This is a genomic window from Catellatospora aurea (genome assembly GCF_042663325.1).
Classification (GTDB): domain Bacteria; phylum Actinomycetota; class Actinomycetes; order Mycobacteriales; family Micromonosporaceae; genus Catellatospora; species Catellatospora aurea.
The window spans coordinates 85,604-103,641 of sequence record NZ_JBHTAC010000003.1; the positions used below are offsets into that span (position 1 = coordinate 85,604).

Annotated in this window: 22 protein-coding genes; 11 read left to right on the forward strand and 11 right to left on the reverse strand. The window is 72.6% G+C overall.

Annotation, left to right across the window (positions count from 1 at the left end; translation table 11 throughout):
• Together ACFQO7_RS03925 and ACFQO7_RS03930 are read right to left on the reverse strand one after the other, a co-directional pair.
• Positions 1-1,254, reverse strand: a complete 1,254-nt coding sequence (locus ACFQO7_RS03925; RefSeq protein ID WP_376805083.1) for an acyltransferase family protein — start codon at positions 1,252-1,254, stop codon at positions 1-3.
• Entirely contained in the window at positions 1,251-1,775 is a 525-nt protein-coding gene (locus ACFQO7_RS03930) for an alpha-L-fucosidase (RefSeq protein ID WP_376805319.1), read from the reverse strand. Before ACFQO7_RS03930 ends, ACFQO7_RS03925 begins: the two co-directional genes overlap by 4 nt.
• A gap of 26 nt (positions 1,776-1,801) precedes the next feature.
• Here ACFQO7_RS03930 and ACFQO7_RS03935 point away from each other — a divergent pair, with 26 nt between their 5' ends.
• Together ACFQO7_RS03935 and ACFQO7_RS03940 are read left to right on the forward strand one after the other, a co-directional pair.
• Positions 1,802-2,038, forward strand: a complete 237-nt coding sequence (locus ACFQO7_RS03935; RefSeq protein ID WP_376805084.1) for a hypothetical protein — start codon at positions 1,802-1,804, stop codon at positions 2,036-2,038.
• A gap of 62 nt (positions 2,039-2,100) precedes the next feature.
• Positions 2,101-2,979 (forward strand): hypothetical protein, encoded by an 879-nt coding sequence (locus ACFQO7_RS03940; RefSeq protein WP_376805085.1) that lies wholly within the window; start codon positions 2,101-2,103, stop codon positions 2,977-2,979.
• A 42-nt stretch (positions 2,980-3,021) separates the two neighbouring features.
• Here the strand turns inward: ACFQO7_RS03940 and ACFQO7_RS03945 are convergent, their stop codons facing one another.
• Complete coding sequence (locus ACFQO7_RS03945) at positions 3,022-3,462, reverse strand: GNAT family N-acetyltransferase (protein ID WP_376805086.1); 441 nt, start codon at positions 3,460-3,462, stop codon at positions 3,022-3,024.
• Positions 3,463-3,787: 325 nt separating this feature from the next.
• Between ACFQO7_RS03945 and ACFQO7_RS03950 the strand changes: the two genes are divergently transcribed.
• Complete coding sequence (locus tag ACFQO7_RS03950; RefSeq protein ID WP_376805087.1) at positions 3,788-4,045, forward strand: hypothetical protein; 258 nt, start codon at positions 3,788-3,790, stop codon at positions 4,043-4,045.
• Between the two features lie 98 nt (positions 4,046-4,143).
• Here the strand turns inward: ACFQO7_RS03950 and ACFQO7_RS03955 are convergent, their stop codons facing one another.
• Positions 4,144-4,617: a hypothetical protein gene (locus tag ACFQO7_RS03955; RefSeq protein WP_203698176.1), complete on the reverse strand. Its 474-nt coding sequence runs from the start codon at positions 4,615-4,617 to the stop codon at positions 4,144-4,146.
• 293 nt (positions 4,618-4,910) lie between these two features.
• Positions 4,911-5,885: an alpha/beta hydrolase gene (locus tag ACFQO7_RS03960; protein ID WP_376805088.1), complete on the reverse strand. Its 975-nt coding sequence runs from the start codon at positions 5,883-5,885 to the stop codon at positions 4,911-4,913.
• Positions 5,886-6,163: 278 nt separating this feature from the next.
• Between ACFQO7_RS03960 and ACFQO7_RS03965 the strand changes: the two genes are divergently transcribed.
• Entirely contained in the window at positions 6,164-7,051 is an 888-nt protein-coding gene (locus ACFQO7_RS03965; RefSeq protein WP_376805089.1) for a universal stress protein, read from the forward strand.
• A 20-nt stretch (positions 7,052-7,071) separates the two neighbouring features.
• Positions 7,072-7,500, forward strand: a complete 429-nt coding sequence (locus ACFQO7_RS03970; protein WP_376805090.1) for a CBS domain-containing protein — start codon at positions 7,072-7,074, stop codon at positions 7,498-7,500.
• Positions 7,501-7,539: 39 nt separating this feature from the next.
• Here ACFQO7_RS03970 and ACFQO7_RS03975 read toward each other — a convergent pair whose 3' ends face one another.
• Positions 7,540-7,746 (reverse strand): S1 RNA-binding domain-containing protein, encoded by a 207-nt coding sequence (locus ACFQO7_RS03975; protein WP_376805091.1) that lies wholly within the window; start codon positions 7,744-7,746, stop codon positions 7,540-7,542.
• 252 nt (positions 7,747-7,998) lie between these two features.
• On the opposite strand from ACFQO7_RS03975, the gene ACFQO7_RS03980 reads away from it, so the two are divergent.
• The 5 genes from ACFQO7_RS03980 (at position 7,999) to sigJ (ending at position 12,312) form a co-directional block, all read left to right on the forward strand.
• The gene (locus tag ACFQO7_RS03980; RefSeq protein WP_376805092.1) at positions 7,999-8,616 is read left to right on the forward strand and encodes a TetR family transcriptional regulator; all 618 of its coding nucleotides are present in this window, start codon (positions 7,999-8,001) and stop codon (positions 8,614-8,616) included.
• A gap of 74 nt (positions 8,617-8,690) precedes the next feature.
• Positions 8,691-10,322, forward strand: a complete 1,632-nt coding sequence (locus ACFQO7_RS03985) for an MDR family MFS transporter (RefSeq protein WP_376805093.1) — start codon at positions 8,691-8,693, stop codon at positions 10,320-10,322.
• 93 nt (positions 10,323-10,415) lie between these two features.
• Positions 10,416-10,817, forward strand: a complete 402-nt coding sequence (locus tag ACFQO7_RS03990; protein ID WP_376805094.1) for a four-helix bundle copper-binding protein — start codon at positions 10,416-10,418, stop codon at positions 10,815-10,817.
• A 119-nt stretch (positions 10,818-10,936) separates the two neighbouring features.
• Positions 10,937-11,374 (forward strand): carboxymuconolactone decarboxylase family protein, encoded by a 438-nt coding sequence (locus tag ACFQO7_RS03995; protein ID WP_376805095.1) that lies wholly within the window; start codon positions 10,937-10,939, stop codon positions 11,372-11,374.
• On the forward strand, positions 11,374-12,312 hold the full coding sequence (gene sigJ / locus ACFQO7_RS04000; RefSeq protein ID WP_376805096.1) for an RNA polymerase sigma factor SigJ: 939 nt from the start codon (positions 11,374-11,376) through the stop codon (positions 12,310-12,312). Before ACFQO7_RS03995 ends, sigJ begins: the two co-directional genes overlap by 1 nt.
• Positions 12,313-12,361: 49 nt before the next feature.
• Here sigJ and ACFQO7_RS04005 read toward each other — a convergent pair whose 3' ends face one another.
• From ACFQO7_RS04005 to ACFQO7_RS04020, 4 genes are all read right to left on the reverse strand, one after another.
• On the reverse strand, positions 12,362-13,327 hold the full coding sequence (locus ACFQO7_RS04005) for a sulfite exporter TauE/SafE family protein (RefSeq protein WP_376805097.1): 966 nt from the start codon (positions 13,325-13,327) through the stop codon (positions 12,362-12,364).
• Positions 13,328-13,634: 307 nt separating this feature from the next.
• The gene (locus ACFQO7_RS04010) at positions 13,635-14,582 is read right to left on the reverse strand and encodes an NAD(P)/FAD-dependent oxidoreductase (protein WP_376805320.1); all 948 of its coding nucleotides are present in this window, start codon (positions 14,580-14,582) and stop codon (positions 13,635-13,637) included.
• 65 nt (positions 14,583-14,647) lie between these two features.
• Entirely contained in the window at positions 14,648-15,235 is a 588-nt protein-coding gene (locus ACFQO7_RS04015; RefSeq protein ID WP_376805098.1) for an HD domain-containing protein, read from the reverse strand.
• A 136-nt stretch (positions 15,236-15,371) separates the two neighbouring features.
• The gene (locus ACFQO7_RS04020; protein ID WP_376805099.1) at positions 15,372-15,929 is read right to left on the reverse strand and encodes a TetR/AcrR family transcriptional regulator; all 558 of its coding nucleotides are present in this window, start codon (positions 15,927-15,929) and stop codon (positions 15,372-15,374) included.
• Between the two features lie 162 nt (positions 15,930-16,091).
• Here ACFQO7_RS04020 and ACFQO7_RS04025 point away from each other — a divergent pair, with 162 nt between their 5' ends.
• Complete coding sequence (locus ACFQO7_RS04025) at positions 16,092-17,030, forward strand: SDR family NAD(P)-dependent oxidoreductase (protein WP_376805100.1); 939 nt, start codon at positions 16,092-16,094, stop codon at positions 17,028-17,030.
• Positions 17,031-17,182: 152 nt separating this feature from the next.
• On the opposite strand, the gene ACFQO7_RS04030 is transcribed toward ACFQO7_RS04025, so the two are convergent.
• The gene (locus tag ACFQO7_RS04030; protein ID WP_376805101.1) at positions 17,183-17,938 is read right to left on the reverse strand and encodes an alpha/beta fold hydrolase; all 756 of its coding nucleotides are present in this window, start codon (positions 17,936-17,938) and stop codon (positions 17,183-17,185) included.
• Positions 17,939-18,038: the final 100 nt, after the last annotated feature.

Sequence of the window (18,038 nt, forward strand, 5' to 3'; positions counted from 1 at the left end):
TCACTCGCCAGGTGACTCGGTCGTGGTTGGACGTACGGCGGCCGGTTCTCGTACGCCGAACAGGAAGCGGGTCGGCCGGGTGCGCCGGACCAGCAGCTCGTACGCGGCGACGGTCAGCGCCAGCGCGATCGTCACCAGCGTCAGGTATTTGACGACGATCGGGGACTGCCACGACACGACGTGGTACGCGACCGCCACCACGATCGGCTGGTGCAGCACGTAGATCGGCAGCGCGCCGAGCGCCAGGTACAGGTAGACGCGGCGGCCGAGTCCCGATGCCGGGTTCGGCTGCCGCCGGGCGCGCCGGTCGAGCAGGCCGAGGATGGCGACCACGAAACACCAGCCGGTCATGCCGTAGAGCGCCCGCATCAGCATGGCCAGGCCGGACGGGTCGGTCAGCGGGTCGCCGCCGCTCTCGCTGACGACGAAGAACAGCGGCATGCCGACGGCCATCAGCACCACCGCCGCAACGGCGGCGAGCATCGCGTCGCGGCGCATCGCGTCGCGGAACCGGTCGTCGCCGGCGAGCGCGACGCCGTACAGGAAGAACAGCAGGTAGGCCCAGCGGCTCCAACCCGCGTAGCTCTCCTCCATGCCGTCCAGCGCGCTGATCACCGCCAGCGGCAGCGCGGGCAGCAGCAGCACGAGCCCGCGCCGTCCGGTCATCTCGGCCAGCCGGTCGCGTTGCCGCCGCCGTGGGTAGCGCGGCAGCAGCCGGGCCGCGGCCGCCAGTAGCAGCGCCCAGGCCAGCAGCATCACCACGAACCACAGGTGTCCGGTCTCGAACTGCTCCCCCTGCACCACGAACGGGAACTCGCCCGCGTCGAACCGCACGTCGAAGAAGCGCGGCAGAAAGCGCCAGTACGACTCGTGGTAGCCGGGGTCGGCGGCCTTCAACCGCAGCCACGGCGGCACCGGCAGCAGCACCACGAGCGCGAACAGCAGCGGCACGCCCAGCCGCAGCAGCCGCTCGGCGGCGAAACCGCCCGGACCGCGCCGGCGCAGCGAGTGGCGCGCCCCGAACCCCGCGATGAGGAACAGGATCGGCATGGCCCAGACCACGGCCAGCCCGGACAGGACCGTGGTGACCTCGGTCGTGTCGGCGTTCTTGATGTAGTAGTCGTCGCGCTCGTCGAACACCAGCGACGAGTGGAAGAAGATCAGCCCGACGACCACCAGCGTGCGTATCGCGTCCAGCTCCGGCCGCCGCGCGGCTGCCCTCGCCGAGGCCGTGCTGACCTGCTCCTCGCTCATGCCCGCTCCCTCCGCGCCCAGCCGCGTCCAGGTGGTTGACGCGCGAGGGGCGGCGGGAGGTGGGCGGGGGACTCAGTCCACTTTCGACAGGTCGAGCGCGGGCTGCCGCTGGAGTGCGGGCGGGGACTCGTGGCCGGTGCGAAAGCCGGTGACGGCAGGGACAGGTACAGGCCCAGCGGCATCCCCGCGACCCGGCAGGCCTCGGCCAGCTCGCCCACCACGTCGCCGCGGCCGCCGCGCCAGGGCGACGAGGTGACGGAGTACGCCGTGGTGTCGGTCTGCCACAGACAGAAGCCGTCGTGGTGCTTGGCCGTGAGCACGAGGTACTTCGCGCCCGCCTGCTGTGCGACGTCCACCCACCGGCCCGCGTCGAGGTCGGACGGGTCGAACGTGGCCGGGTCGAGGGTGCCGTCGCTCCACTCCTTGCCGTGGAACGTGTTGAGCCCGAAGTGCAGGAACAGGCCGAAGGGATGGTAAACGGTTTCATCGCCGGATCCTATAGGGTTCGGCCGCTCCGTGATTCGATGCCCTGACCTACCGTGGGCACATGCCGGACTTCGTGGCGATCCTGCTGACCGTGCTCGCCTGTGTGGGGGTGGTGCTCGGCGGTGAGGCGGTGCTCGCGGTGATCCGGAGGATCCGCAGGCGACGGATGCACCCGGCCCGCCGGGCGGTGCAGGACGCCGCCCGGCTCAGCCGACGCATGGGCAAGCCCGGCAGGTCGGGAACCGGTGACGGCGCCGGCTGGTGGACGAACTCCGCCAACAGCCACCTGCAGGACTGAGGGCCGGATCGGCGCGCCGGGAACGCGGCTCCCTGCGGCGGGCTCCGTGAAACGATGATCCGGTGCTGATCGTGAGCCTGTGCGGGGCGCTGGCGGCGGCCGTGTGCTTCGGGTTGTCGTCGGTCATGCAGGCCGTCGGCATGCGCAAGGCGGGGCCGGTCAGCGAGCTGGAGCCGAAGTCCCTGGTGCGCGCCTGGCTGACCCTGCCGTTCCTCGCCGGGGTCGGCCTGGACCTGCTGGGATTCGGGTTCGAACTGGTCGCGCTGCGGCACCTGCCGCTGTTCCTGGTGCAGGCCGCGATCGCGTCCGCGCTGGCGGTGACCGCGATCGCGGCGGCCGTGGTGATGAAGGAGCGGCTCGGCCGGGTCGAGAAAGGCGCGGTCGCCGCCGTCTGCGTCGGACTGGCCCTGCTGGGCGTGTCGGCCGGCCCCGAGGGCGCGAACCGCGCGCACACCGACTTCTACGCCGCGCTGGCCGCGTGCCTGGTGGGGCTCGCCGTGCTGGGTGCGGGTGCGGGACGGCTGCGCGGGCGGTGGCGCACCATGGTCCTCGGGCTGTGCGCGGGCCTGTGCTTCGGGGTGCTGGCGCTGGCCGCGCGCACGCTGCCGGAACTGGACCCGGCAGGGATGGTGCGGGAGCCGGCCACGTACCTGGTCGCGGCGTCCAGCCTCATCGCGCTGGTGCTGTGGACGATGGCGCTGTCGGGCGGCTCGGTCACCACCGCCACGGCGGCGATGGTGATCGGCGAGACGGTGCTGCCCGCCGTCGTCGGCGTCGTGGTGCTGGGCGACGAGGCGCGGCCCGGCTGGGTGCCGGTCGCGGTCGGCGGCTTCCTGCTGGCCGTCGGCGGCGCGCTGGCCCTGGCCCGGTTCGGAGAGCTGTCCGGGCAGCCGTCCACGCCCGCGTCCGTGCCCGGGGTACGCGAGCCCGACGCCGTCTGACCCGACCCGTCCGGAAAGTGTCCGTGCCAGATGCGGGCGAGGTCAGTGCGGTTGCAGCGTGTACCGGATCTTTTCGGCGGGGCGTGCGCCGAGGCGCTCGTAGAAGCGCTGGGCGTCGGTGTTCCAGACCGGGGTCTGCCACTGGATCTCGTCGCCCTGGGCCGCCTCGATGACGGCGTCGATCAGCTGCCTGCCCAGGCCGCGGCCGCGGTGCCGGTCGTCGAGGTAGAGGCAGTCGAGGTGGGTGTAGTGGCGGCCGGTCCAGGTGGCGAAGTCGCGGGTCCAGGTGGCGTAGCCGACCAGCGTGCCGGCGGCGTCGGCGACCAGGCAGCGCAGCCGCGGCGGATCGGCGAACAGCGCCGGTGCGAGCCGTTCGGCGAGGTCAGGCGGTGGCGGGGCGGCGCGCTCGTACGCGGCGTGGTCGGCGATCAGGGCGAGCAGTGCGGCCAGGTCGTCCGGTCGGACGGGGCGTACGGCGGTCATCTGTCGATCTTTTCCCACGAAGTGGGACGCCGGCCAGAGGGGTGACCGCCATATCTCATCAGGATTTCGCCCGCGTTACGCCAGGCAGGTGACGCTCTGTACGTCAGAGGAATGCCAAAAGTCATCTGCACGTGCATCCGGCGCTTGCGCCTGCACAGGATGGTCTGCATGATGGGAGGCGCAACGACATACGTTTGCATTGTGGCACTTGCATCTGTGGCCCGGTTGGTGTGGCGACACGGCACCGGGCGGACGGCGCGGACTCCACCGTTCCGGCCGGCTCCACCCCCCATCCGCGAGCAACGTTCGCCGCAGTGAGGCACGAATGCCAGCTCCCAGGATCAACCCCGCCCGGCGCTCTTCCGCCGAGATCGCGGCCACCGACTCGTACCAGTCCGGAGACCGGGTCTGGGTCTATCGCGAGCGGAAATGGCAGGCAGGGATCATCTCCGACGTCACCTCGGACAAGGCCGTGGTCATCTGCGGCGGCGACTCCGGCGTCATGGAGGAGACCGTGACCGCACCCCACCTCGTGGTCCGTGACGACGTGTACCTCTACATCGACACGGTGACCTACGTGTGAGGTGCCGCAAGACCGAGCCGGCTCTCGCGTAGCCTCGGGGGCCGGACCGGGCCAGGCGGGTGGCGCCGACGATGCCGGCGCCACCCGCCCCGGCTTTCTCAGCCCCGGCGGGACCGCCGGCGGCGCTGCCACTTCTCGCGGAACTCCAGCGGCACGAAGACCAGCGTGGTGAGCACCGCGGCGACGACCGCCCACAGCGCGACCTGGCTCGGGCTCATGTGGGACACGCCCATGTTGGACGTCCACACCGGGTTCAGGCCCAGCGGCGGGAAGCCCTCCCAGAACAGCACCCACAGCAGCGGCACCAGGCCCATCGCGATGCCGTACGCGGTGAAGTGGCCGGCCTGCGAGAACAGCACGCCCATCACCACCGCCGCGATCATGTAGATCAGCACCGCGGTGCGCTGGCCGCCGTCCGAGGGGATGCGGTCGATCAGGTAGTTCCAGATGTCCACGATGGTGTCCAGCACGGGCTGCCAGTACACCGCGATCAGCACCAGGGACACCACGATCACGATCGCGATGCCCAGGCCCTTGAGAATCTTGAATGCGCCGGCTTCTGCCTGCGTCACAGCGTTCCTCCCTCACCGATTACGTCACGCCGGCGCTCCCGTGACCCGGGGCCCCTGCGGCCGCCAAAGTCCAGTTCAGACGGGATCCGGCCGAGGTGGACGTACGGTGCTGCGAGGGTCGCAAAGCGCCGGTCCGGTGGTGCTGAGGGGCATGTCGCGGACAGAGCCGTGCGAGCGGCGCGCCGATCATCCCACCACGGTGTGTCGACGGCGAGAGCTGTCCGACCGGTTCCCGCTGCCGCAACGGCCGACCTGCGAGAAGATCTTCCGACGGGTTCACGACAGCGGGCCCGTCAGGCGGCGAGCGCCTCCGCGAGGAAGCGGTGCGCGGCGGCGTTCGCCGGGCCGGTGACCGACAGCGGCATCATGTTGAAGCTGTGCCCGGCACCCGGAACCACCTGGAGTTCCACCGGTGACCGGGCGGCGAGCAGGCGGGCGTACAGGAACAGGGTGTCGTCGAGCAGCGGGTCCTCGGTGCCGACGGTGAGCAGGGCCGGTGGCAGCCCGGTGAGGTTCGCGTAGAGCGGGGAGGCGGCCGGGTCGAGGCGGTCGGCGGGATCGGGGACGTACTGCTCGGCGTACCAGCGCATGCGGGCCGTGGTGAGCACGCCGCCGCGGGCGTCGTCCCAGTTCCGGGCGCTCGGGGTGAGGGTGAGGTCGTAGACGCCGTAGCACAGGTTCAGGGCGCGCGGGGTCACCGCGGCCGGGCGGTCGCGCAGCCGCAGGGCCACCGCCAGCGCGAGGTTGGCCCCCGACGACTCGCCGCCGATGGTCGCCGCGGCGACGCCGAAATCCCGCCCCGCGTGCTCGAGCAGGTGCCGGGCGGCCGCCTCGCAGTCGTCCAGCAGGCCGGGGAAGTGCCGCTCGGGAGCCAGCGGATAGTCGAGGCTGACCACGGTCTGACCCGTGCCGTGCAGCAGCTCCTCCAGGTAGGAGTCCTGCTCGTCGGCCGCGCCGACGGCCCAGCCGCCGCCGTGGACGTGCAGGTAGAGGCCGGTCGGCGCGGACGCGTCGAACACCCTGGCCCGCATGGACCCGTCCGGCAGCGGCACGGTGATCTCGCGGGCCAGGGGTGAGCGGGGCAGCACCCCGCCGGGCGAGATCCCGGCCAGCCGCTCCCGGGCCTGGACCCGGTACGCCTGCGCGCTGCTCGGCGGCCAGCCCATCGCCCGTACGAGCGCGCCCAGAGCGGCATTCGACTCCACGACGTCGGGCGGGTACTCCGTCTGCGCGAACGTCGTCCCGTCCAGTCCTGTGCCAATCTCCACCCCTCTAAATGTGCCGGGGAGCAGGTGTCGCCGACGCGGGTTTCGTCGATCCGGCCTGGCATGGTCAGGGGTGCCGGGTACGGTCCCCGGCGTGACGAGAAGGCGGACAGGTGCCGGGCGTTCCCGCGGCGACGTGGCGGCCATGCCGCTGCCGGGCGACTGCGGCTATGGCGCGTGCCAGGTGGTGCGGGTCGACGGACTTCTAGGTTCACGGCGTGGAGCAGCGCTTGCGCGCATTCCGCCGCTCCGCTGATCGATAATGGGGTGGGGGACATGCCATGGGCGAGCAGGCGATGGTCGTGGTCGGCGTCGACGGGTCGGCCTCGGCGCTGGCGGCGGTACGCGAGGCCGTCCGGGAGGCGGCCTGGCGCGGCTGCGGCCTACGCATCGTGCACGCCTTCATCTGGCCGCTCATGCACGTCGACGTCGGGGCGTCGGAGGCCGTGCCGGAGGGCGGGCTGCGCCACGACGCCGAACGTGTCCTCGCCGAGGCGACCGCGGCCGCGAAGGCCGCGAACGGCCGCGTCGAGGTGACCTCCGACCTGGTAACCGGCGGGCCCGCGGGCGTACTGCTGGCCGCCGCGCGCGCCGCGCAGCTGCTGGTGCTCGGCGACCGGGGCCTGGGCGGGTTCACCGGGCTGCTGCTCGGCTCGGTCGCGGTGGAGGTGACGGCCCACTGCGCCACTCCGGTGCTGGTGGTGCGGGGCGAGGCGCGGGCCGGTCCGGTCGTGCTCGGGGTCGACGGCTCGCCCGGGTCGGCGGCCGCCGTGCGGCAGGCGTTCGGCGAGGCGCGGCAGCGGGACGCGGAGCTGCTCGCGGTGCGGGTATGGCACGACGCCGCGACCGCGCTGGCGTACTCGATCCCGGCGCTCTACGACCCGCTCGCCGCGCGGGCGGCTGAGCAGCAGGAGCTTGACACGGCGATCGAGGCCATGCGCAAGCAGCGCCCCGATGTCCGGGTCCGTACGGAAGTGGTGCCCGGCCGCACCGGCCGGGAGCTGGTGCGGCTGAGCGAGCAGGCGCAGCTGGTGGTGGTCGGCGCCCGGGGGCGTGGCGGTTTCCAGGGGCTGCTGCTGGGTTCGGTCAGCCAGCAGTTGCTGCACCACGCGGCATGCCCGGTGCTGGTGGTGCGGCACACCCCGGTCGAGGAGCCTGCGGGCGGCTGAGGACAGGTCGGGAGCTGGTCATGGACGGGCGGGTGACACAGAGCGGGCCGGAGCGGGCGGGGCTGGCGTGGCGGCAGATCAGCGAGGTGATGAGCGCGCCGCCGTACTGCGTGCGGACGTCGACGACGCTGGGCGACGCGCTCGCGGTGATGGTTCGCGAAGGGCTGCGGCACCTGGTCGTCACCGACGAGGGCGGCCGGTGCGTGGGCGTGCTCGCGGACCGGGCGGTCGTCGCGGCCTGGGCCGCCGAGCCGGCCACGTTGTCGTACCGGCGGATCTCTTCGGTGCTGGACCGCACGCCCGCGGTGGTGGCCGCCGAGGCGGCGGTGGTGGACGCGGCGCGGCTGATGCGTACGGCCTGCGTGGACGCGGTGGCCGTGGTCGACACCCGCGGCATGGCGGTCGGGGTGGTGACCGGCAGCGACCTCGTCGCCCTGCTCGCCAGGTGAACGAGCGGGGAGACGGCTCCAGCCGCCTCCCCGCCGTGATCACGCCAGCGTCAGGCTGGCGCGCCTGCGCTCACGGTCGATCTCCAGGATGCGAACCGTGACGCTCGCGCCGACCTGCGGCTCGGTCTGGCCGTGCAGCAGACCGTGGGCGTCATCGGCGATCTCGACGAAAGCGCCGAAAGGAACGACCTTGACGACCTGGCCTACCAGGACGTCACCGGCGTTGAGTTCTTCGAAGCGGGACATGCGATCACCTCCTTCCTCGGCAGGCTCCGCTTGGCGGGCGACGACGAAGGAGGGCGGGCCACGGGCCCGCCGGGCGATCACGGCTCAGCCGGATGCCTCATCTGATCACGGCACTGGGCCGACCCGGCAGTCACAGCGCCCGACCTTAGCGGCGGTTCCGTCCCCTGGCAACCGCGGTGCCCGGTTTCCCCGGCGGGTGAACACGCCGCAAATAAACTTGCAGCCACTGCAAGTTTGCGGTTTGATCTGCCCGTGACTCCGCTCGACCAGGACGCCCCGCTCGGCCGGCGTGACCTCCGCAAGCAGCAGACCCGCGCCGCGCTGACCGGCGCGGCCCTGCGGCTGTGCTCGGCGCGCGGCTTCGACCACGTCACCGTGGACGACATCAGTGCCGAGGCGGGGGTATCCTCGCGCACCTTCTTCAATTACTTCGCCTCCAAGGAGGACGCCGTGCTCGGCGACCACCTGGTCGAGGTCGACGCGATGCGGGCCCGGCTGGCCGTGCTGCTGCCCACCATGAGCGTGCTGGAGGCGGTGCGCCGCGCCGTGCTGCTGGTCGTCGCCGCCATGGAGGCCGATCGCGACCACTGGTTCCTGCGTATGGAGATCATCCAGCGCAGCCCGCAACTGCTGCCGCGGCTGGTGCTCAGCAACGCCGAGGCCGAACGGGCCACCACCGAGCAGATCGCCGCGCACCTCGGGGTCGATCCCGTGCGGCACGGCTACCCGGCGCTCGTGGTGGCCACGACCAGCGCCGCCTTCCGCGTCGCCGCCACCCGCTGGATGGCCGCGGCCGGCGGCCTGTCCCTGGGCGCGCTGGTCGACGAGGCGTTCACGGCCCTGGCCGCCGGCCTGCCCGATCCGGACTGACCCGTACCGCGCCCGACGGCGCCCCCATCCCCCGGGTGATCCTCACCCGGTTGCCGCACCACGTGAGGAAGAAAATGACCACGACCGACATGCCGGCCCAGACGGCCGGACCGGAGCCCGACACGGTCCCGATGACCCGCCGCGAGGTGATGCAGGCGCTGTCCGGGCTGATGCTGGGCATGTTCGTGTCCATCCTGGCGGGGACGGTCGTGGCCAACGCGCTGCCGCGCATCATCGCCGCCCTCGACGGCAGCCAGTCCGTCTACACCTGGATCGTCACCACCGAGCTGCTGGCGATGACCGCCACCGTCCCGCTCTGGGGCAAGGCCGCCGACCTGTACAGCAAGAAGCTGCTCATCCAGCTGTCGCTCGGCCTGTTCGTGGTCGGCTCGCTCATCGCGGGCTTCACCCCGAACGTCGAGATCCTGCTCGTCAGCCGCGTCGTGCAGGGTGTCGGCGCGGGCGGCATGACCGCGCTGGCCATGATCGTGATGGCGGCGATGATCCCGCCCCGCGAGATGGGCCGCTACTCGGGCATCTTCGGCGCGGTGTTCGGCATCGGCACCATCGCCGGACCGCTCATCGGCGGCGTGCTGGTGGACACCTCGTGGCTGGGCTGGCGCTGGACGTTCTTCATCGGCGTCCCGTTCACCCTGCTCGCCATCTACCTGCTGCAGCGCACCCTGCACCTGCCGGCGACCCCGCCCGGCAAGGTGAAGATCGACTACTGGGGCGCGTTCCTGATCACCGCGGGCGTCTCGACGCTGCTGATCTGGTCGACCCTGGCCGGCCAGAAGTTCGCCTGGGCCTCGGGCTGGACCGCGCTGCTGGTCACCGGCGGCCTGGTGCTGCTGGCGCTGGCCGTGTGGGTCGAGTCGCGGGCCGCGGAGCCGATCATCCCGCTCGGCATCTTCCGCAGCCGCACCGTCACCCTGACCACGATCGCCAGCGTGCTGGTCGGTCTGGCGCTGATGGGCGGCGCGGTGTTCCTGTCGCAGTATTTCCAGATCTCGCTGGGCAAGTCGCCGACGGTGGCCGGCCTGATGAGCCTGCCGATGATCTTCGGCCTGCTGGTCTCGTCGACCGTCGCGGGCGGTCTGATCACCAAGTTCGGCAAGTGGAAGATCTACCTGGTCGTCGGCGCGGTGGTGATGACGGCCGGCATGCTGCTGCTGGGCACCATCGACCACACGACCAGCGTGCCGCTGGTGTCGGTGTACATGGCCGTCCTCGGCATCGGTGTCGGCTTGCTCATGCAGAACCTGGTGCTGGCCGCGCAGAACGACGTGCCCGCCCACGACCTGGGCGTCACCACCTCGGTGCTCACCTTCTTCCGCAGCATGGGCAGCGCGGTCGGTGTCAGCGCGCTCGGCGCGGTGATGACCGCCCGGATCTCCGACCTGCGCGAGGAGCGGTTCGGGCCCGCCCCGGCCGGCAGCAGTTCCAGCCAGGTGCCCGACCTGGCCTCGCTGCCGCCGGAGATCAAGGCGATCGTCGCCGAGATCTACGGCCTGGCCACCGCGGACCTGTTCCTGGTCGGCGCGCCGATCGCGGCGCTGGCGTTCGTCGTGGTGCTGTTCATCAAGGAGAAGCCGCTGAGCACGCTGAGCGGCGCGGACCGGCTCGCCATGGAGTCGGTGGCCGCCGACGGCGCCGAGGCCGACGCGGAGCCGGCCGCCAAGCCGGACGCCGTCCGGGTGGACTGACAACCCGCCGGTGATGGGCGTCCGCGCGGCAGCACGGACGCCCTTTCCGCATCCGCCGCGCGTACGATTGATCTTCTTGATCGGGGGCGAGCCATGCAGCCGATGACGCCGATGTACCGCGACGAAGAGGACCTGCGCCACGACGCGCGGGCGGCCTGCGTGCGGGCGTGCAACCTGTGCGCGGAGGCGTGCAACGCGTGCGCCGACGCCTGCCTGGGCGATCCCGAGGTGGCGCAGTTGGTGATCTGCATCCGGACGAATCTGGACTGCGCCGACATGTGCGCCACCGCGGCCGAGATCCTCGACCGGTTCCGGGGCTATCACCCCGAACTGGCCCGCACCGTGATCGAGGCGTGTGCGACCGTGTGCGACGTCTGCGCGCAGGAGAGCCGCAGCCACGCCGACCGGCACCGGCACTGCGCGATCGCCGCGGACGCGTGCGAGACCGCCCGGGATGCCTGCCGGCAGATGCTGGCGGAGCCGGCCTTCGCCTGAGAACGTGTCCTGCGTCGCATCCGTGCCCCGAATTGTCACGTCCGGACCCGGCTGTCGTGTCGTTCCTGCGGCGGCGACCGACGGTTGCCGTGACAATGGACCACGGAGGGGTACGACTGATGTCTCAGCGGATGAATCTGGGCGAACTGGCACCCGAAGGCTACCGGGCGGTGCTGGGCCTGGAGAAGTACCTGGCCAAGAGCCTGCACGCCCGGTTGCTGGACCTGGTGAAGCTGCGCGCGTCGTTGCTGAACGGCTGCGCGTACTGCATCGACCTGCACGGCACGGACCTGGTCAAGCAGGGGGCCGACCTCCGCGAGGTGCTGGCCGTCGGCGCGTGGTGGGAGTTCCCGGGCTTCGATGCCCGCGAGCGCGCCGCGCTGGCGCTCACCGACGCGGTGACCAAGCTGGGTGAGCGCGGCGTCTCCGACGAGGTCTGGGACACCGCGCGGGCGGCGTTCACCGACAAGGAGGTCGCCGACCTGATCCTGGCCATCGGCACCATCAACCTGTGGAACCGCATCGGCGTGACCACACGGCTGCATCCGGAGGTGTGATGACGGCACATGTCGAACTGCGTCCGGCGGACGCGGCGGTCTTCGAGCAGCACCGGGCGGTGCTGCTCGGAGTCGCGTACCGGATGCTGGGCAGCTGGTGGGACGCCGAGGACGTGCTGCAGGACGCCTGGCTGCGCTGGCACGGCGCGGACCGGGCGGCGATCGCGGATCCGCGGGGCTGGCTGGTCACGGTGACCACCCGGCTCGCCCTCGACCAGCTGCGCTCGGCCCGCCACCGGCGGGAGACCTACCCGGGCACCTGGCTGCCCGAGCCGATTCCGGTCGGCACGCAGGTCGGCGACCCGGCCGAGACCGCCCAGCAGCGCGACACGCTGTCCCTGGCCGCGATGCGGCTGCTGGAGCGGCTCACGCCGCCCGAACGCGGGGTCTACCTGCTCCGGGAGACGTTCGAGCTGCCGTACGCGGAGATCGCGGACACCCTCGGGCTGACCGAGACCAACGCCCGCCAGCTGCACCGCCGGGCGGTCGAGCGGATCGGCGACGACCGGCAGCGCTTCTCGGTGAACGACACCCGGCACCGGGCGCTCGTCGACCTTTTCCTGTCGGCCGCCGCCACCGGTGACCGGGCCGGCCTGCAGGCGATGCTGGCCGAGGAGGTCACGCTGTGGAGCGACGGGGGCGGCAAGGCCCGCGCCGCCGTCAACCCGGTGGTCGGCGCGTCGCGGGTGGCGCGGTTCCTGGCCGGGGTCAGCGCCAAGGCCGGCGACGTCGAGTGGTGGCTCGTCGAGGTCAACGGCGGTCCGGCCGCGCTGCTGCGGCTGGGCACGCGGTGGTCGCTGATGAGCTGGGAGACCGACCATGGCCGGCTTGCCGGCATCCAGCTGCTGGCCAATCCCGACAAGCTGCGCGCGGTGGGCCTGTTCGCCGACGACCGGACCCCGCCGGCGGCGGCCCGCACCGCCTGGGCGCGGCTCTGATCGCTCGGGCGGATGGTGAGGCGGCACAGCCTAGGCGCGTTTCGCCCGGTCAGGTCGCGGGGACCTGATCGGCCAGGGCTGGTTCGGTCGGCGTGCGCGCGGCCGGGACCGGGCTCGTACGCAGCGGCAGGCCGTGGTGGCGGCGGGCCAGCACCCACACCGCGGGGATGAGCGCCACCAGCACGGCGGTGGTGACGCCGACGGCCACGGTGCTCGCGCCGAGCAGCTTCAGGCCGCTCGCGGTCAGCACGACGGTCAGCGCGGCGCGGATCAGGCCGCCCGGCGCACGCGAGGACACCGCCGCGCCCAGCAGCACCCCCGGCACCGCCCCGACGACCAGGGCGACGGTCAGCGCCAGCTGGAAGTCCCCGAACAGCAGGTGCGCGAGGGCGGCCGCGCCGACCAGTGGCACCGCCTGCACCAGGTCCGTGCCGACGAGCTGCTGCGGCCGCAGCGCCGGGTAGAGCGCCATGAGCGCGATGACGATCAGCGAGCCCGAGCCGACCGAGGTCACCCCGACGACGAGCCCACCCACTGCTCCGACCAGCACGGTCGGAATTATGCGTACGCGAACGCGCGCCAGGGCGCCCTCGACGACCTCCCGCAGCGACGGGTCGGCGGCCGCGCGCGCCTGGTCACGCAGCCCGAACCAGGCCTTGACGACCAGGCCGGCGGCGGCCACCAGCAGCGCCGCGCCCAGCAGCGACTGGATGACGTGGGACATGCCCTCGCCGTCGACCGCCTTGGCGACGAACACCCCGGCGAACGCGGCCGGGATGCTGCCCACGCACAGCCACAGCACCAGGCGCTTGTCGACGGTGCCGCGCCGCATGTGGACCGCGCCGCCGAACGGCTTCATGATCGCGCCGGCGACCAGATCGCTGGACACCGCGCTCAGCGGGGGCACCCCGAACACGAGCACCAGCAACGGGGTCATCAGCGCGCCGCCGCCCATGCCGGTGAGCCCGACGACGACACCCACGCCGAACCCGGCGATCGCCACCCAGAGATCCATGCGGTGACCCTATCGGCGCGACGTCACCGGCGCGTGTCGGCGTCCCAGCCGGCGAAATGTCCCGAACCTGACCACCGTCTTCATTAACTCGCAGTTCACCGCGCATGCCGAGCCGCGATATCCGGCACTGTGGGACGCCCGAGCGTCAGAAATGAGACCGTCGGGCCCCGCCCCGCCGGACGTTCGTGCGACCCACCGCCTGGACGAAAAGCCCCTCGCGAAGGAAGGGCACCTTCACATCGGAATACGTTGTAGAAGGTGCCCTTCCCATCACTCGACGAGCGCTACCTGCGCAGACGCGGCGAGATCAGGCGGCGGCTGCGGCCACGGCCGCGGCGGTGTCTTCGGTGACCAGGTCGAAGTTGATGAAGGCAGCCGCGCGTGAACCACCGGCCGCGGCATGGATGACCTGCGCGGCGAGGTCGGTCACGTTGCCCGCGACCCACACGCCGGGCACCTCGGTCAGGCCGGTCGGGTCCGCGGCGACGTACGCGCCGAACGGGTGCTCGGTCAGCGTGACACCCAGCGACTCCAGCACCGCGGCGCGCGGCGTCATGCGCGCGGACACCACCAGCGCCTCGCACGGCACGACCGTGCCGTCGGCCAGCCGCGCCCCGGTGAGCCGGTCGCCGGTCACTTCCAGCCCGGCCACCTCGCCGTCGACGAGCCGCACGCCCCGGGCGGCCAGCTGGGTCAACTCCGTCTCGGTCGGCTCCGGGCCGGTGTGGCGCAGCAGCGTCACGTCCGGGGTCCACTGCCGGTAGAGCAGCGCCTGCTGGGCGGCGTGCGCGCCGGTCGCGAGCACCGCGACGGCCTGGTCGCGGACCTCCCAGCCGTGGCAGTACGGGCACTGCAGCACGTCGCGGCCCCAGCGTTCCCGCAGACCGGGGACCGGCGGCAGCTCGTCGACAACGCCGGTGGCCACGAGCAGCCGACGTGCCCGGATCACCCGTCCGCCGGCCAGGGTCACGGCGAAACCACCGTCCTCGCGTACCGCCGAGACCACGTGGCCGGTGACGATCTCGCCGCCGTAGCCGCGTACCTCCTCCCGGCCGATCTTCAGCAGCTCGCCCGGCGGCAGCCCGTCGCGGGACAGGAACGCGTGCATCGCCGCGGCCGGGGCGTTGCGTGGCTCGCCCCCGTCGATCACCAGCACCGAGCGCCGCGCCCGCGCCAAGGTCAGCGCGCCGTTCAATCCGGCGGCGCCGCCGCCGACGACCACCACGTCGTACGCCTCAAAGGTCATCTCGACCACCTCCGCGACCACCGTGCGCGCGCCACCCACAGTTCGGCAATTTCTGTTGCCGTTTCGGCAAGTCGTCAGACGGGGTGGCGGGCCTGGAACGCCAGGCGGGAGTCGGCGTCGCGGGCCAGCCGTTCCAGCAGGTCGTCCAGGCGCAGGAACGCCTGCCAGGGCTGCTCGCCGCTCACCGCGCACAGCCGGGCGGTGATCTCGTCCTCCAGCGCGGTGACGCGTTTGCCCTTCCAGACCTTGTCGGCGAGCACGACCAGCAGTTCCTCGGTGCTGAGCCCGGCGTACGCCACGGACCCGTGGTCACGGGCGAACCGGGCCAGGCGCGGCTCGACCCCGTTCGCCACCAGCAGTTCGTAGCCCGCGGGCTCGTGGGCGCAACCTGGTCCGGACAGTTCGGACGGGAACGTGACCTTGCCGATGTCGTGCGTGGCCGCGCCGAACAGCACCTCGTCGGCGGCGACGGCCAGCCCGGGGTACGTTTCGGCGAGCGCGTCGAGCAGGCGGGCGGCGACGTCGTGCACCGCGCGCAGGTGCGCGCCCAGGCGCGGCGGCGCGTCGAGTTCGGTGAGCAACGCGGCGACGGCGTCGGGCAGCGCGCGCAGGTGGGGTTCGGTCGATTCGGTCAGGGCGCGGTGGAGCGCGGCGGCACGCATCCGGCCGACGTTAGCGCGCGGAGCCGCGCCCCACCGGCCCTCGTCCGACGGCACCTGCTGCACCGCAGCTCAGCCCGTGCCGCCCGTTAACAAGGTGCCCTTGCGCTACGCGGGGCGATGTGAAGGTGCCCTTCCTTCAGCGGTGGCGGAGGCCGTCCATGAGGAGGTCGAGGAGGCGGGCTGCCTGGTCGGCCTGGGCGGGGTCGGGGGTGGCCAGGGAGATGCCGCCGAGGCCGGCCAGGACGTCTTCGGGGCGGACGTCGGTGCGGACGGAGCCGGCGTCGGCGGCCGCGGTCAGGAGTGTGGTGACGGCTTCGATGAGGCGGTCGCGGCTCTGGGCGAACGGGTTGCCGCCGGAGGCGATGACGGCGCGCAGGGCGTCGGCCATGCCCCGCTTGGTGGTCATGTACTCGACGAACAGGTCCATCCAGGCGCGCACCGCCCGGTCCGGCGGCATGGTCTCCAGCAGCGCGGGGGCGGCGTCGCACAGCCGCGCCAGCTCCTTGCGGTAGGCCGCTTCGACCAGCGCCTCGCGGGTGGGGAAGTGCCGGTAGAGGGTGCCGATGCCGACGCCTGCCTGCTTGGCTACGGCGTCGAGGGAGACCTGCGGACCGTCGTGTGCGAACGCCTGCGCGGCGACCTCCAGGAGGCGCTCGCGGTTGCGCTGCGCGTCGGCGCGCAGGGGTCGGTTCACGGCCCCTCCTTCCGGTGGTGACGCAGCTCATTGTGCGCATCGGCGTTCCTGTTGCAAAACGGAGGATGCTCCGGTTAGCGTGGAGCGGGTAACGGAGGGTCCTCCGGTTGTTGACTGTACCGGAGAGCCCGACCCGGCATCGTCGATCAGGACGGAAAGATCATGAGCACACGTATCACCACCCCGTTCTCCGCCACCTCCACCGCGGCGGAGGTCGTGCGGGGCGTCGACCTCACCGGCCGGCGGGCCGTGGTCACCGGCGGCGCCTCCGGCATCGGCGTGGAGACCGCCCGCGCCCTGGCCGGAGCGGGCGCGGAGGTGACCCTGGCGGTACGCGACACCGCCGCCGGCGAGCGCACCGCCGCCGACATCACCGCCACCACCGGCAACAAGGAGATCCACGTCGCCCGGCTCGACCTGGCCGACCAGGACTCCGTCGCCGCGTTCACCGCGGGCTGGGACGGCCCGCTGCACATCCTCGTCAACAACGCCGGCATCATGGCATCGCCGCTGATGCGCACCCCGCAGGGCTGGGAGATGCAGTTCGCCACCAACCACCTCGGACACTTCGCCCTGGCCCGCGGCCTGCACGGCGCGCTCGCCGCGGCCGGCGACGCCCGGGTGGTCTCGGTCAGCTCCTCGGCGCACCTGCGCTCGCCCGTGGTGTTCGACGACATCCACTTCACCGAGCGCGAGTACGAGCCCTGGGCCGCGTACGGGCAGTCGAAGACCGCGAACGTGCTGTTCGCCGTCGAGGCGACCCGCCGCTGGGCCGCCGACGGCATCACCGTCAACGCGCTGATGCCCGGTGCGATCCAGACCAACCTGCAGCGGTACGTCTCCGAGGAGGAGCTGAACCGGCTGCGGGCGCAGATGGGCGGCGGCGACTTCCAGTGGAAGACCACCGAGCAGGGCGCGGCGACCTCGGTCCTGCTGGCGGCCTCGCCGCTGCTGGACGGGGTCGGCGGACGCTACTTCGAGGACTGCGCCGAGGCCGAGCCGACCGTCGCGGGCAGCCGGCGCGGTGTGGCGGCGTACGCGCTGGACCCGGCCGCGGCGCGGCGGCTGTGGGAGGTCACCGAGCAGACCCTGGCGGCGTGACCGCGGGCGGCCCGCCCCGCTCCCGGGTGGGGCGGGCCGCGATCAAGGAGCGGTAGCCGCGATGCGCGGCGAGATCGACTTCACCGCGGCACTCCTTTGACACAGGTCGCTCGGACTGCCGGTGCCGTTGCGGGGGCCGCGGGCCGTGCGGGTCACTGGGCCAGGAAGTCGGCGATCGCGGTGGTGAAAGCCTGGGGAGCGTCGCGGCGTACGCTGTGGCCGGCGCCCGTGACCCGCAGCGCGTCGAAGTCACCGCCGGCGGCGTCCGCGCAGTCCTCGGCATCGGACTCCGACAGCAGGCCGCCGCGGGCCACCTCGCCGTAGAGCAGCAGCGTCGGGCAGGCCACCCCGGCCAGCGACTGCAGCAGCGACGGGCCCGGCTCGTACGGCAGGTCGTAGAAGCGCGCGTCGAACTCGCCCTTGCTGACCGCCCACGGCTCGTACTCGGCGTCGGGCCAGCCCGGATTGTCGGCGCGGCCCTTGGCGATCCGCGCGTCCAGGTCGAGCGCCTGCAGCTCGGCCAGCCAGGACGGCATGCCGTCGGCGGCCAGGGTGTGGTGCGGGCCGGGCGGGTCCTCCAGCACCAGCGCCCGGACCAGGTCCGGCCGGGCGGCGGCCAGGGCGGCGGCGGCCAGCGCGCCCATCGAGTGCCCGATCACGACGACCGGCGGCAACTTCAGCGCGTCGAGCACCAGCGCCGCGTCCGCGGCGTTCGCGGCGGTGCCGGTGGGCTCCTCGGGTAGCTCCGACGAGCCGTGGCCGCGCGCGTCCAGCGTGATCGCGCCGGTGTGCGCGGTCAGGGCCGGCAGCACCGGATCCCAGCACGCGCCCGAGTCGGAGAAGCCGTGCAGGAGCAGCAGACCCGGCTCGCCGCCGTGGCGCTCCCAGGCGAGGTGAGCGGTGCGCACCGGGGACCTCCCAAGAAGATGATCTGGCCGACCATACACCGGAGGATCGGCGACCGTGGCGCAGCGCGCGGGAGGCGGGGCCGACGTGCGGCGGAGGCGT

Bases quoted from the DNA above. Each gene is read 5' to 3' on its own strand.
- ACFQO7_RS03990 (WP_376805094.1), top strand. From the start codon at position 10,416: ATGCAGCCGATGACGCCGATGTACCGCGACGAAGAGGACCTGCGCCAC.
- ACFQO7_RS04015 (WP_376805098.1), bottom strand. From the start codon at position 15,235: ATGCGTGCCGCCGCGCTCCACCGCGCCCTGACCGAATCGACCGAACCC.
- ACFQO7_RS03995 (WP_376805095.1), top strand. From the start codon at position 10,937: ATGTCTCAGCGGATGAATCTGGGCGAACTGGCACCCGAAGGCTACCGG.
- ACFQO7_RS04025 (WP_376805100.1), top strand. From the start codon at position 16,092: ATGAGCACACGTATCACCACCCCGTTCTCCGCCACCTCCACCGCGGCG.
- ACFQO7_RS03965 (WP_376805089.1), top strand. From the start codon at position 6,164: ATGGGCGAGCAGGCGATGGTCGTGGTCGGCGTCGACGGGTCGGCCTCG.
- ACFQO7_RS04005 (WP_376805097.1), bottom strand. From the start codon at position 13,327: ATGGATCTCTGGGTGGCGATCGCCGGGTTCGGCGTGGGTGTCGTCGTC.
- sigJ (WP_376805096.1), top strand. From the start codon at position 11,374: ATGACGGCACATGTCGAACTGCGTCCGGCGGACGCGGCGGTCTTCGAG.
- ACFQO7_RS03925 (WP_376805083.1), bottom strand. From the start codon at position 1,254: ATGAGCGAGGAGCAGGTCAGCACGGCCTCGGCGAGGGCAGCCGCGCGG.
- ACFQO7_RS03975 (WP_376805091.1), bottom strand. From the start codon at position 7,746: ATGTCCCGCTTCGAAGAACTCAACGCCGGTGACGTCCTGGTAGGCCAG.
- ACFQO7_RS03950 (WP_376805087.1), top strand. From the start codon at position 3,788: ATGCCAGCTCCCAGGATCAACCCCGCCCGGCGCTCTTCCGCCGAGATC.
- ACFQO7_RS03945 (WP_376805086.1), bottom strand. From the start codon at position 3,462: ATGACCGCCGTACGCCCCGTCCGACCGGACGACCTGGCCGCACTGCTC.
- ACFQO7_RS03985 (WP_376805093.1), top strand. From the start codon at position 8,691: ATGACCACGACCGACATGCCGGCCCAGACGGCCGGACCGGAGCCCGAC.
- ACFQO7_RS03970 (WP_376805090.1), top strand. From the start codon at position 7,072: ATGGACGGGCGGGTGACACAGAGCGGGCCGGAGCGGGCGGGGCTGGCG.
- ACFQO7_RS03935 (WP_376805084.1), top strand. From the start codon at position 1,802: ATGCCGGACTTCGTGGCGATCCTGCTGACCGTGCTCGCCTGTGTGGGG.